12 protein-coding genes and 1 pseudogene are annotated in these 13,320 nt (G+C 49.7%); 7 read left to right on the plus strand and 6 right to left on the minus strand.

What is annotated here, in order from left to right; all coding sequences use genetic code 11:
* Positions 1-102 precede the first annotated feature (102 nt).
* The 5 genes and pseudogenes from AWQ22_RS08820 to phoU all read left to right on the plus strand — a co-directional run bounded on the left by AWQ22_RS08820 (position 103) and on the right by phoU (position 4,503).
* Complete coding sequence (locus AWQ22_RS08820; RefSeq protein WP_065710846.1) at positions 103-1,242, plus strand: tetratricopeptide repeat protein; 1,140 nt, start codon at positions 103-105, stop codon at positions 1,240-1,242.
* Between the two features lie 53 nt (positions 1,243-1,295).
* Positions 1,296-1,721: pseudogene (rnhA, locus tag AWQ22_RS17385) on the plus strand (ribonuclease HI); the annotation flags it as partial.
* A gap of 162 nt (positions 1,722-1,883) precedes the next feature.
* Complete coding sequence (locus tag AWQ22_RS17390) at positions 1,884-2,177, plus strand: hypothetical protein (protein ID WP_315862037.1); 294 nt, start codon at positions 1,884-1,886, stop codon at positions 2,175-2,177.
* Positions 2,161-3,675 carry a DEAD/DEAH box helicase gene (locus AWQ22_RS08830; RefSeq protein ID WP_065710848.1) on the plus strand — a complete coding sequence of 505 codons (1,515 nt, stop codon included), beginning with the start codon at positions 2,161-2,163 and terminating at the stop codon, positions 3,673-3,675. Before AWQ22_RS17390 ends, AWQ22_RS08830 begins: the two co-directional genes overlap by 17 nt.
* Positions 3,676-3,834: 159 nt before the next feature.
* Entirely contained in the window at positions 3,835-4,503 is a 669-nt protein-coding gene (gene phoU / locus AWQ22_RS08835) for a phosphate signaling complex protein PhoU (RefSeq protein WP_065710849.1), read from the plus strand.
* Between the two features lie 116 nt (positions 4,504-4,619).
* On the opposite strand, the gene AWQ22_RS08840 is transcribed toward phoU, so the two are convergent.
* Positions 4,620-5,291: an L-threonylcarbamoyladenylate synthase gene (locus tag AWQ22_RS08840; RefSeq protein ID WP_012307321.1), complete on the minus strand. Its 672-nt coding sequence runs from the start codon at positions 5,289-5,291 to the stop codon at positions 4,620-4,622.
* A gap of 13 nt (positions 5,292-5,304) precedes the next feature.
* On the opposite strand from AWQ22_RS08840, the gene larC reads away from it, so the two are divergent.
* On the plus strand, positions 5,305-6,543 hold the full coding sequence (larC, locus tag AWQ22_RS08845; RefSeq protein WP_065710850.1) for a nickel pincer cofactor biosynthesis protein LarC: 1,239 nt from the start codon (positions 5,305-5,307) through the stop codon (positions 6,541-6,543).
* Between the two features lie 29 nt (positions 6,544-6,572).
* On the opposite strand, the gene AWQ22_RS08850 is transcribed toward larC, so the two are convergent.
* Entirely contained in the window at positions 6,573-7,721 is a 1,149-nt protein-coding gene (locus AWQ22_RS08850) for a hypothetical protein (RefSeq protein WP_157094604.1), read from the minus strand.
* A gap of 212 nt (positions 7,722-7,933) precedes the next feature.
* Positions 7,934-8,470 (minus strand): hypothetical protein, encoded by a 537-nt coding sequence (locus tag AWQ22_RS08855; RefSeq protein ID WP_232321326.1) that lies wholly within the window; start codon positions 8,468-8,470, stop codon positions 7,934-7,936.
* Between the two features lie 682 nt (positions 8,471-9,152).
* Here AWQ22_RS08855 and AWQ22_RS08860 point away from each other — a divergent pair.
* On the plus strand, positions 9,153-10,352 hold the full coding sequence (locus tag AWQ22_RS08860; RefSeq protein ID WP_065710853.1) for a YihY/virulence factor BrkB family protein: 1,200 nt from the start codon (positions 9,153-9,155) through the stop codon (positions 10,350-10,352).
* A gap of 38 nt (positions 10,353-10,390) precedes the next feature.
* Here the strand turns inward: AWQ22_RS08860 and metK are convergent, their stop codons facing one another.
* From metK to AWQ22_RS08875, 3 genes are all read right to left on the minus strand, one after another.
* Positions 10,391-11,644 (minus strand): methionine adenosyltransferase, encoded by a 1,254-nt coding sequence (gene metK, locus AWQ22_RS08865; RefSeq protein WP_065710854.1) that lies wholly within the window; start codon positions 11,642-11,644, stop codon positions 10,391-10,393.
* 133 nt (positions 11,645-11,777) lie between these two features.
* The gene (galE, locus tag AWQ22_RS08870; protein ID WP_065710855.1) at positions 11,778-12,770 is read right to left on the minus strand and encodes a UDP-glucose 4-epimerase GalE; all 993 of its coding nucleotides are present in this window, start codon (positions 12,768-12,770) and stop codon (positions 11,778-11,780) included.
* 91 nt (positions 12,771-12,861) lie between these two features.
* Positions 12,862-13,209 (minus strand): hypothetical protein, encoded by a 348-nt coding sequence (locus tag AWQ22_RS08875; RefSeq protein ID WP_012307328.1) that lies wholly within the window; start codon positions 13,207-13,209, stop codon positions 12,862-12,864.
* Positions 13,210-13,320 lie beyond the last annotated feature (111 nt).

Below are 13,320 nucleotides of genomic sequence, written 5' to 3' on the forward strand. Positions count from 1 at the left end.
AAGAATCGATATCTAACGTCCAATGTCTAATATCTGGGGGTTAACAACATAAAATGGGTGAGTACAAGAACGACTAGAGCAAGCAAAAGGATTATTAAGGATATGGCGGGTTGGTTAAAAAAGCTATTTTCTCCCTCTCAGGGTCGGGGCCAAACACCCACCGTAGACCTTCCCCCCCTCACCGACGCAGATTTTGAATTTTTATTGGCGCAGCTCCTCCAGGGAATCTCGCGGGGATGGCAGCCTGATCGCCTAGAAGTATTTATCGCTGATTTGGGGATTCGCGGTAAAGTCACCGCCTGGGAAGCATGGTTAGAACGCTACAGTACGCAAATACTAGCACAGGCACAACCCCCCCAACAACAACAGGTTGGCACACGACTGCTCTATATCAGTAATGCCTTTAAAAACTCACCAAAGCTACAGCGTTTCGCCCGTGCTTTCGGGGATACAGGGCAACAATTAGTGACCGGACGCGGAAAAATCGCCATTGAAATTTGGGAATATGCTGGTGCCGATAAACTCGCTGAGCAAGAAGTGGCCCCAGAAAATACCCCAACATCAGCACAACCCCAAGAAGCGTCCCCAGAAGTAGCAGAACCAGTTGTCACCCCCGAAGCAGAAATGATGGTGGAGCCCCTGCCTGAAGTTCCGGAAACAATCAAGCCAGAAGTAGCAGAACCCCCAACCCAAGAGGCACCAGAGGAATTCACCCAAGAAACCACGACCGAGGACACCACTCAAACAATCGAGGCCTTATTTCAGGCTGGTCTGACAAAAGCTGATCAAGGGGACTTTGCCGGGGCGATCGCCGCCTGGGATGAGGTGATTGAACTTAATCCAACAGTTTCTGCAGTGTGGCATAACCGGGGCAGTGCCTTTGGTCGCCTCAAGCAATATGACCAAGCCCTCGAATCCCTCAAACAAGCAATTCTGTTAGCCCCCGATAACGTTCTCATTTGGCGCGATCACAGCTATGTGCTTATGGCCCTTGAACAATGGCAGGCGGCTCTCAAGAGCTGGAATACCACCATCGAATTGCAAGAAGACCTCACCGAAGCTTGGTACCAGCGGGGCCTCACCCTCGAACAACTCAACAAACTAGAAAACGCCCAAATCAACTACCGTCGCGTTTTGCATCTTGCGCCGGATTTTGCCCAGGCCCAGGAGCGTTTAGAGGCCATCGAAGCAGTGCTCAATGCCCCGTCCTCACCGCTACCGACAGATCCTTGGGCTGAATAATTAAGCGCGGCCACTGCTCTGTCCCCATCTCCATTGTTCTTTCCCCGTATTTCATGGCACAACAACGCACAATTGACCGCATTTATACCGACGGTGGCTGTATTCGCAATCCTGGCCCCGGTGGTTGGGGAGTGGTGATTCAGTTTACTGATGGCACCGTTCTGGAAATGGGCGATCGCCAACCCGAAACCACCAATAACCGCATGGAAATGCAAGCCGCAATCCAGGCCCTCGAATTTGTCCGCGACTGTCCCCAGCCAGAACCAGTACGCCTTTTTACCGATAGCAAATATGTCATCGATGGCATCACCAAATGGATTAAAGGCTGGCAAAAAAAGGGCTGGAAAACCGCCACCGGCAACCCTGTTTTAAATCAAGACCTCTGGCAGCAGCTCAATCAACTGAATCAACCGACCATCTCTTGGTGTCACGTCAAAGGCCATAGCGGTGAGGCGGGGAATGAACGGGCCGATGCGATCGCCAATGGCTTTGCCCGGGGTCAAGCTCCTAACCTACGCAGCCCTAATGCAACCAAAGATCTACCAAAATCTAGAGGTACGAGCGCCAACAGCCCGCCACAATTGACGATAGATTACCCAAAATCTAACGTTGTAACGCCGAATCCATCTCCCCAAGAGCCCATGACAGATCTCACCAGCCTTGCCCCTGAAGACATTACCCTGCCCTACCATGAACGAGTTAAGCGCTTAACAGACCTCATCGAAAGTCTCCGTATTGCCGATGAAATTGCGGAAAATGGTTATTTTATTAGTAGTTCTGAGTTGGCAGATCTAATGGATGTGAATGCCAGTGCCGTCACCAGTCGGGGCCATGAATGGACTTGGCGCAATTGGATTGTCTCCCGGGTCAAACGAGAAGGTAATCAGATCCTTTGGCAACTCGACCGCATTATCGGTGATGAGACGACGACCTAAACTCACCTATGACCGGGGCACCCTGATCCTCCATCCCCCACCCCAGGGTAAAACTTGGCTAGATTTCGTCACTTGGGATGACCGCATTGAAAAATTTAGGCTCTCGGCCCAGGATTATCGCCCCCTCGTGGAACAGTTACGAAACGAAGGGGTAGATTTTATTGATGCGGCCCAACAATTTTCCCCCCTAGATTTTGATCCGGCTTTCCCCCTCGAACCCTATCCCCACCAACGGGAAGCTCTGTTAGCCTGGAAAAAAGGCGATCGCCAGGGGGTTGTGGTCTTACCTACTGCTGCCGGAAAAACCTACCTCGCCCAACTGGCCATGGCCAGCACTCCCCGCACAACCTTGGTGGTGGTGCCTACCCTCGATTTGATGCACCAATGGTATGCCCAGCTCAGCACCGCTTTTCCGAACATTGATGTGGGGCTGTTGGGAGGCGGCTCCCGTGATCGCACCCCTATCCTCATCGCCACCTACCACAGCGCCGCGATCCACGCCGAAACCCTCGGAAACCAATATGCCCTGATTATTTTCGATGAATGTCACCATTTACCCAGCGACTTTTTCCGGGCGATCGCCGAATATTCCATTGCCCCCTATCGTCTCGGTTTAACTGCCACCCCCGACCGGAGCGATGGCCGTGAGCAAGATCTAAAACACCTCATTGGGCCTGTCGTATATGACCGCACTCCCAGTTCCCTCTCCGGGAAAGCCCTAGCCGAGCACCAAATTATTCAGCTCAAAATTCCCCTAACTACCACCGAGGCCGACCAATATCAACAACTCATCGCCACCCGCAATCAATTTCTCCAGGACAATCATATCTATCTGGGTTCCCTCGAAGGTTGGCAAAATTTTGTTGCGCTCAGTTGTCGTTCCGCTGCGGGTCGCCGTGCCATGTTAGCCCACCGTCAGGCCAAAGATATCGCCGCTGGCACCGCCGGAAAATTGCGCACCCTCGCCCAGTTGATCGAGCGTCACTACCCCGAAAAAATTCTGATTTTCACCAACGATAACGCCACTGTTTATCGTATCTCCCAGGACTTTTTAATTCCCGCCATTACCCACCAGACTCCGGTCAAGGAACGACACCAAATCCTCGAAAAATTTCGTCGCGAAACATACCATATCCTGGTGACTTCCCATGTTTTGAATGAGGGGGTTGATGTGCCCAATGCCCGGGTGGCGATTATTCTCTCCGGTAGTGGTTCGAGTCGAGAATATGTACAACGTTTAGGGCGGATTTTACGCAAAGGTAAATCATCGACAAAGTTGGCCCTTTTGTATGAATTGGTAGCAGAAAATACAAATGAAGAGCAACTTTCCCAACGGCGACGTTCTCCCCTTAACCAAACAAAGCAACCACTTACCTCTGTCAATTTAAACAGCAATTTACCACGGGTTGCAGAATCTCAGAATTCTTACAGAACAAACTCTCCAGGAGAATCTACACCCCCCAAAGTTCCACCAGAGTTAGGTCTTCCTGACGACTAAAATGCCCTTGATTTCGCCCATAAAGTGCCTCTTTTTACAAAGAAAACTGCTCAGAAAAATCGTTAACCAAATTATAACTTAATCTTTTTTAAACTTTGGAATTATAATGTAAGAATAGTCTCTATAAAAAGCGATATAAAGAAACGCAATTTAAAATCTATGCAATTGTTTCATCAGCCACCCCAAAGAGAACGAACGCAATTTGAACGTTCCTTACAACGTTTAGAACAAGAAGTTTTGCGGATGGGGGCGCTGGTCGAGCAAGCCTTTCGTTTGGGTCATAATTGTCTGTTTAAAGAAGATTTAGAGGCCTATGAAACGCTCCGGGCCTTAGATAAAGAAATCGACCGCTACTATCGCCGGATTGAAGCTGATTGCTCGGCAATGCTGACTCTGAAGGCCCCAGTGAGCCAAGATTGTCGGTTTGTGAGTGCGTTTATGCAGTTGGTGCGAGATTTGGAGCGGATCGCTGATTATGCTGAGGATTTGGCGGAAAAGTCGATGCGTTTAGTCCCCTATCCGACCCACATTCTGATGGCGGATATTGAAGGGATGTCGGAACATGCCCAGTTGATGTTGTCCACAAGCTTGGTGGCCCTGGCGGATCTAGATCCCAATGCCGGTGCTTATGTAAAGAGATTAGATGATCGGGTCGATGATGATTATGATCGCATTTATGCAGCCCTGGCCCAGCAGCAAAATCAGCCTGGGGTGATTGAACCATTTATTTTGATGGCGTTGATTATTCGGGATCTAGAACGGATGGCTGACCACGCGACAAATATTGCCCAGCGCGTTTCTTATATCATTACTGGACAACGGGGCTAACGATAGAAAGAATACCCTTCTAGCTTTTCTCAAGTATTGACACCCCTCTAGCTCCCCTCAAGGGGAGAAGCCCCTTCCGGCCTAACGGCCACCTTCCCCAGGGAAGGATAGTGGGTTTATTGTGTGGCGTCGGAGAGGTCGACCACGTCAAGCCAGCCTTCGAGGGCATCCCAGCCGAGGCCTTTACGGATGAGGGTCGGTTGGCGATCGCAAAAGTCGAGAATCGTTGAAGTCTTGGTGCCGGGCTCGCTGTCACTGTCGATGATGATATCCACAAGGGGCTCTAGGGCATCAAAAAGGCGCGCTTTTTCAAGGCCGAGGGTAAAGGGTTCACCATCTTCATCAGGCAAGTGGGCCGAGGTGGAAATAATCGGATTGCCAAGGGCCTGGAGTAAACCCTGACAGATCGCATGGTCAGGGACACGGATCCCGGTGCTGCGGCGTTTGGGACTCATCACCAGTTTCGGCACCTGTTTTGTGGCGGGAAGCAAGAAGGTATAGGGGCCAGGAATTGCCCGTTTCATAATCCGGTAAGCTTCGTCACTGACCAGGGCATATTCAGAAATATTCGACAGGGACGAGCAGAGGAAAGTGAGGGGTTTGTCATTGGCGAGGCGCTTGAGTTGGCGCACTTTTTGCACGGCTTGCTTTGCGGTGAGATCACAACCAATGGCGTACACTGTATCTGTTGGATATAACATCACGGCCCCAGCCCGGAGTTGTTGGGCGATCGCCTCTAAATCCCGTTGTTGGGGATTTTTCGGGTGGAGTGAATAATAATTAGCCATTGTTTTTGCCGCTATGAAAAAAATTGCCTATCTCGAATGCCCGACGGGGATTGCAGGAGATATGTGTCTCGGTGCATTGGTAGATGGGGGCGTACCGCTGGAATATCTCAAAAATCAGCTAAATCGCTTGGGAATCGCCGCTGAATACGATCTTCGGGCGGAAACGGTGATTCGTCAAGGACAGCGGGCGACAAAGGTCTTTGTGGATCTCAAAACTAAGGCAGCTCACCATGACCATGATCATTCCCAGGATCAGACTCATCACCATCATGCTGACCATGCCCCCCACCGCCATCTGCCAGAAATTCAGGCCATGATTAAAGGGGCAGGCTTACCAGAGCGGGTTGAACGCTGGAGTTTGGCAATTTTTCAGAATTTGGCGATCGCCGAAGCAACGGTTCACGGTACAACCCCAGAGCAAGTACATTTCCACGAAGTTGGCGCGACCGATGCCCTGGTGGATATTGTGGGGACTTGTTTAGGGCTAGATTGGTTAGAAATTGATGAACTATATTGTGCGCCCATGCCCACTGGGGGCGGCACGGTGAAAGCGGCCCACGGAATTTTGCCTGTCCCGGTACCGGCGGTGCTCCAACTCTGGCAACAACGCCAGGTTCCGGTTTATAGCAATGGCATCGAAAAAGAATTAGTCACTCCCACCGGCGCGGCGATCGCCACCACTTTAGCAACGGACTTTTGTCAGCCACCCGCCATGACCCTCGCAAAAATTGCCCTGGGTTCCGGCACCATTGATTTACCCTTGCCGAATTTATTGCGGCTCTGGATCGGCCACCAGCCAGAAACGCCCCACTTAGAAACCATAGCTACCCTCGAAACCCAAATTGATGATCTCAATCCCCAGGCGATCGCCTATGCCTGCGAAAAATTACAAGCGGCCGGGGCATTAGACGTTTTCACCCAGGGGATTATGATGAAAAAAAATCGCTTGGGTACTCTCCTAACGGTGATTTGTCCCGTGGCATTGGTCGAGATTTGCGAAGAAATTCTGTTTACCGAAACCAGCACCCTCGGCATCCGTCGCCACACCCAAACCCGGTCAATTCTCCACCGGCGCTTTGAAACCGTTGCCACCCCTGCTGGAGAGATTCAACTGAAAATCGGCTACCGGGGTGACAAAATCTACAACGTCCAACCGGAATACGAAGACGTTAAGGCGATCGCCCAACGAACTGGACAATCCTGGCAGGCGATCGCCCAACAAGCCCTTTGCCAATTCCACACCGAGTCTTGACCCCTCAAAAAATCCAGCACCGTCGTCCCCTATGCCTTACGAATATTCAAAAAACGCTGGTATTTCTGATAGAGGGGTAAACCGGGGAAATCCTGCTTAAAAATATCCGGCACATCATAATCATTGGGGGGATAGGTGTCTTTAATCGTCTGTAACTCCCCGGCAATTTGTTCCCACTTTCTGAGATCCCCCAGGAGAGCCTTAAACTCAGCCCCTGCATTTTTATTGCGGTAGTTCAATGCGAGAAAGTGAAACACTTTGACGTGGCCCAAAAGGTTATTTTGGTTCCTCGGCATCCCCATCGCCGAACACAGCGTGTAAACCGTTTCCTCGATCTCCGAAACCCGCTGTTCCAAAACCTCTAGATCGGTGCCAATCGGCTGTGTCAACACTTCCTGGGCCAGTTTAAAGGTTGATAACAGCAGAGAATAGCGGGATTTCAGGTTTCTCAAAATGTTCAGCAACTTCACGCCACTTTTGTAGCGACTAACCTCTTTAATTGCCAAAATATAGTTTTTGGTGACCCGCAGGCCCTCATCGGTTTTAAATTCCTTGAGGAAAGGGGTAACTCTCGCTTTCATTTCGAGGACAATTTCGGTGCTGTCGGTGTGGTTGTCTAAGATATCGGCGATCGCCTCGTAGACCTTAAGCTGAGTCGGGCTGCGATACAGAAATTCCGTTTCGTTAATCAAGACAAAGCTTTCAAGGGAAAATAACATCACCTCAAACAAATCAATCGTATTCTTGAGGTTTTTGAAGGTGCCCATGTTCAGATCGATTAAAATCCGAATCCGAAAGAAATCAAGGAACTCCTGATTGCCGAATTTTCGATTTTCCAAGCCCTGGAGAGTGATCGCCTTCGTTTCAAGTTGCTTCCAAAGCTGCCCATAGCGATCAAGAGAATAAGGCGGAACCGCAGGCTTCGCAAAATAGTTTGTGACCTTCTCCACCAAGCTCTTGTTGCCAAAAATCGGCTTCTTCCAAAAAGAATCGGCGGTTTTTTCTTCCGTCGATGGAGACTCTGGGGCCGCAGTCGCCTGATTCGTCGTACCTTGAGGGGTGGGAGTTATTTTGAGGTCAAAGTGAGCCTGGAGTACACCAAACTCCTCCTGGGTAAGCTGACCTTCCTTGACTAAAGAGAGTAGACGCTCTAATTGTGGTGCGTTATTGATGGGCATGCTTTCCTCACTGATTTGATCAAATAACCCCAGCGCTACCATGTAGTGTATCTCTCCCCTGGGGTTTGTTACATTGCGTTGTTGATCTTTTACGAAACCGCCGAAAAATTACTGAAATAATTTTCCCATTGAGCGAGGCGTCAACCCAAGACCAAAAATTCCCCACCCCTTGCCCAAGATTGGGCCTCAACATTGGGTCTTACTATCCGTTCCTAGAAGCGAATTTGGCTAGAGTGAATCATCCCCATGCCGCCGCAGACATCGGTATAGAACCAATTTCCTTGGTTGCCGTAGAGGTTGATGGTTTGGCGCGATCGCACGGTGCACAAAATTGGTCTATTGGGGTAAGTGCGGACATTCGAGGGGGGAGCAAAGACAAAAGCAGTATCATTCGCGCCCGTATTACCAGGATTACCATCACAGACAAAGTTCAGCATATTTTGGGTGGCCGTGGATCTGGGGCTATGGGTCACACCATCATGGAAGCTCGTCCAGGTGTTATCCCAACAATGGGCCTGGGCATTAATCTTCATTTGGCCGAGGTAGTACGTAAAGTTAACACTACGTTCACTGGCCCGCCGGATGGAACAACGATCCACATTGATACTCGCGCCAGTCACCGCTTGACCCATATAGACGTTGCAGGATTGGGCATTGAGATTTTTCTGGGGGCCTAGGGCTGTGGCCAGGACTAAACCGAGGGGGACTAGCAACAGACTTAGGGATTGGTGCATTGTAGGGTGTAACATCTCAGTTACCTCCACCATCGAAAAAGTAATGTAGGGCTAATAATATTGTCGCTATTTTTCCCTGCAACAACGGCTTGTTTTTATAAAAAGTAATAACAAATGGCTTAAAAAATTTAATTTTTTCTTTATTTTATTTTTTGATCGATTTAAAAATTATTCAATAAGAGAATTGTCCTTAAAAACAGAGGATTTAAGCCATTAACCAGAAAAATCACTTTAGAAAATAAGGCTTGCCCCGATGGGGTTGAGGGGGGATTCCCCACATTCGGGGATCATTTGACTCTTTTAAAGGATTTATAACCCAGAGAAAAATAAAAAGTTCTGGGTCGTATTTCTATATTTTTTTATTGATATTTTCTCGCTACTTTTTATTCAGATTGAAAAAGATTTTTTTTCGGCAGCAATCTATCAAATATCGCACCATTGGTAAACTTTGGGCGTGATTTTCGTCATAAAGATGTACTTGATAATCCTGTCAGCTGACCAGATAATTTTTGGGTAGTGCGACAGCGGCCTGATGTGGCTTTGTGCTTTGGGGGGAGAAGCGAGGCGATCGCCAAGGGAGTTTTGACCGATAAACTAATAGGTAGTGGTACTGTACTTCTTGGAATCTCAAAATGTTTCAGCAAATGCAGCTGCATAAACGCGCTCCAGAAAATATGTTGCCCCGATCGGTCAGGCGATGAAACGTTTTTTGCGATTTTTTTTATTTCTTAATCACCGAACGCTGTATTGGACGATCCGCCAGGCGTTACGACGGCGACTGTTGGGGCTTTCGGCGGAGATTGCCTTTAACGTCATGCTGTCCTTGTTCCCGACGATTATTATGGCGTTGACGGCCCTAGGCTTATTCACGGCCACCCTCGATAACCAAACCATTCTACAGTTGGCGAGCTATTACGAAGATGTGATGCCGGTGTCGGTATGGACGCTTCTGCGGGAGTTCGCGGCAGAAATTAGCAAAACTCCCAGTAGAAGTTTATTTTCGGTTAGTTTTGTCGCGACGATCTGGGTCTCGTCCGGAGCGCTGAGTGCGGCAATGAATGCCCTCGATCAAATCCACGAAATCCCCCCGGAACAACGGCGTCCTTTCTGGAAAGCAAAGTTGATGTCGATTTTTATTACCCTGGGGGCGATCGCCCTTTTGATTTTTGCCTCATTTCTGGTGCTGGTGGGCGATAGCGTCATTAAAGTCGGACTCGATTTAATTGTGCGCTTACCTGTAGATACGACGGGGGTCAATGTTTTGGTCACCCTCTGGCGGCTGCTGAGTTTCCCGTTAGCGTTGGGGTTAGGGACGGGCATTATTGCGATGGTGATTAACATTCTGACGAGTCCCCCTGATCGGCGTCATCCCCTGCGCAAACTCAAACAGATGTCCTTTGGCTTAGTGATCGCCCTCATTGCCTTTTTCGCCCTGTGTTTTTCGATTCTCTTTATCCAAAATCTGATTGTCGATATGAAGATCAACTACGATCTGGCCAATCTGTTGGTCATTCTCTGGCGTTTTTTGAGCCTGCCCGTCGCCTTGGCGATCGTTTCCATTGCCTTTGCTTTTATCTACAGCATGGGTTCTAGTCGCCTGATTAAAGGGATGCCCATTTTGCCCGGTGCCGTTCTGGGGGCCGTTTCCTGGGCGATTATCTCTTCTCTATTTCGCCTCTATGTTGCCAACTTTGGCCAATATAACCGTGTTTATGGGGCTGTGGGGACGGCGATTATTCTGATGCTCTGGCTCCAACTCAGTGCCCTGGTGATGCTCCTGGGAGATCAGCTGAATGTCGTTGTCGGCGAAGCAATGCTTGCAGATGCCCTCAAACGCGGCGATCGCCAACTCAACAAAAATCCCCCACTGCCAGAAGAAGCACCAGGGGAAATTTAATTAGCTTTTTAGGTTTAGGACGTCAGTACGCAAGAAAACTAGGCAACTGTTGCCGTGGCCAGTTCCTGTTTGAGAATATCTACCTTATCCAAACGTTCCCAGGGAAGATCTAAGTCTGTCCGACCAAAATGTCCATAGGCGGCCACATCCTGATAAAAACGCCCATTACGTTGGCTCGGTAAATTGCGCAGATCGAAAGCTTGGATAATCCCCGCCGGACGCAGTTCAAAATGTTTCTGCACGACTTCGAGCAACCGATCCTCATCCACAGTGCAAGTACCAAAGGTCTCGATCATCACACTCACTGGACGAGCCACCCCAATCGCGTAGCTCACCTGCACCTCACATTTTTCCGCAAGGCCCGCTGCGACAATATTTTTCGCCACATAACGGCAAGCATAGGAAGCACTGCGGTCTACTTTAGTGGGATCTTTGCCGGAGAAAGCACCGCCCCCGTGACGAGAATAGCCACCGTAGGTATCGATAATAATCTTGCGGCCCGTAAGTCCAGAATCTCCCTGGGGGCCACCAATGACAAACTTACCAGTGGGGTTTACCAGGAACTTCGTACTGTCACTTAAACCCACCGTTGCCCCGACAAAAACAGGTTTAATCACTTTTTCCAACAGATCCGCCTTGATCTTGGCCTGAATCTCCGTATTGTCTGTGAGTGCCCCAATGGTCTCTGTGTGTTGGGTCGAAATCAAAATCGTATCGATCCCCACGGGTTTGCCGTCCTCGTAGATCACCGTTACTTGGGTTTTACCGTCGGGGCCGAGGTAAGGCAGTTCACCGCTTTTGCGCACTTGGCTCAATTTCAGAGACAAACGATGGGCCAAACTAATCGGGAGGGGCATGAATTCGGGTGTCTCGTTGCAGGCATAGCCAAACATTAACCCCTGGTCTCCGGCACCAATTTCATCGAGTTGGTCGTCACTGAGTTTGTCCCGTTGCTCCTGGGCGCTGGTGACCCCCTGGGCGATGTCGGGGGATTGTTCATCCAGGGCAACCATCACAGAGCAGCTATTGGCAGAAAAGCCATTGTCGGCATTGGTGTAGCCAATTTCTTTGATTTTCTGGCGAGCCACCTGGATAAAATTCACATTCGCTTGGGTTGTTAGTTCACCCGTAATTAGTACCAAACCGGTATTGGTCACAACCTCAGCAGCAACACGGCTACTGGGATCAGCAGCAAGTACGGCGTCTAAAATTGCATCGGAGATTTGGTCACAAATTTTATCGGGATGTCCCTCGGTGACGGATTCGGAGGTAAAGAGATAACGACGAGACAATGTTGTATATCCTCTTGAGTTTAGAAAGTGGACAAGCGGGGTAGTGGCTTTTTATTTTATCTGGTTGAGTTCCTTTCTCTTTCAGAATTCGGGAGTTTCTGCTGGGCGATCGCCAATTTTCCTGACTGCTAGGTTAACCATGCCGCCGTTGGTGCCAGTGCCAAGCGTGTTGCAAAATAGTTTCTAGATCAGCATATTGGGGTTGCCAACCCAGAACTGTACGGGCTTTTTCACTGCTCCCCACAAGGCTGGGGGGATCACCGGGGCGACGGTCGGTGGCGATCGCCTTGATCTCTTTGGCGGTAATTTTGCGGGCGGCCTCAATTACCTCTTTAACCGAAAAACCGTTGCCATTGCCGAGGTTAAAGGCATTGGTTGCCCCGCCTTGCCGTAAATATTCCAGACCTAAAACATGGGCGTCGGCGAGGTCACTCACATGGATATAATCCCGGACGCAAGTGCCGTCGGGGGTAGGATAATCGGTGCCAAAAATTGAAATACTGTCTCGCTTACCGAGGGCCGCAAAGAGCACCAGGGGGATCAAGTGGGTTTCGGGGTTGTGGTCTTCTCCTAGGTTGCCCTCTGGGTCTGCCCCAGCGGCGTTGAAATAACGGAACATCACTGACCGCAAGCCATAGGCCCGGTCAAAATCCCAGAGCATTTTTTCGACCATCAGCTTGCTCATGCCGTAGGGGTTGATCGGGTTTTGGGGATGAGCTTCGGGGATGGGAATTTCGCTTGGTTCGCCGTAGGTGGCACAGGTGGAAGAGAAGACAAACTGCGTGACTCCCGCTGCGATCATCGCCTCCAGGAGTGTTAAAGTCCCGACCACGTTATTGCGATAGTATTTGGCGGGCGCTGTGACCGATTCTCCCACATAGGCATAGGCGGCAAAGTGCATCACCGCATCGATTTTGTGGTCTGCAAATATTTGATCTAACAAAGGGCGATCGCCTGTGTCCCCAACGATCAATTCCGCTTTGAGTACCGACGCCACTAGATCTCGATGACCATAGACCAAGTTATCCAGCACGATGACCCGATAACCGCGCCGTTGCAGACTCAATACCGCCTGGGAGCCAATGTAACCCGCTCCCCCCGTGACTAAAACTGTTTTGTCTGCCATGGCTGTCCCCCTGTTTCTCTATCTAAATGACCGCTAGAACATTCGTGCAATTAACTGGTTCGGCATCCAATTCTTTTCTCAAATTCAGAAACTAGAATTTAGACACTTTCCCATGGAGCCAATTTACCAGGAGAGTCGGGCAATTTTTCATAAACCAACGCCAGGCCAAAATCCGAAAAATAGGCTTAGAAAATCGGGCAATGTATTTCGCCAAGCGATTGAGGGGGCGGCGGCGGACTTTTTTGTTGATTAAATTCACCGAGCCAATGTCGTAGAGGCATTCTAAAACCAGTTTGACCGTGGTCTCTTCCCGCAAAAACATGGTTTCAATGAGCAGCAACATATCCTGGAGGCGTTTCTCTTCAAATTCTTGCTCCTGGACGGTTTTTGTGAGGGGGGCTGTAACCTCGGATTGGACAGTAATTGGGGCTTTGGACATGGGCAGATCACAATGGGCGCATTGAAAACATCATAGTGGGAGTTTAGGGGGCCTGTACAAATCAAAACTTTGGCCCACTGCGTGATATTCTGAGAGAAATTATTTCTGTTC

The organism is Picosynechococcus sp. PCC 7117 (genome assembly GCF_001693275.1).
Lineage (GTDB): Bacteria > Cyanobacteriota > Cyanobacteriia > Cyanobacteriales > MRBY01 > MRBY01.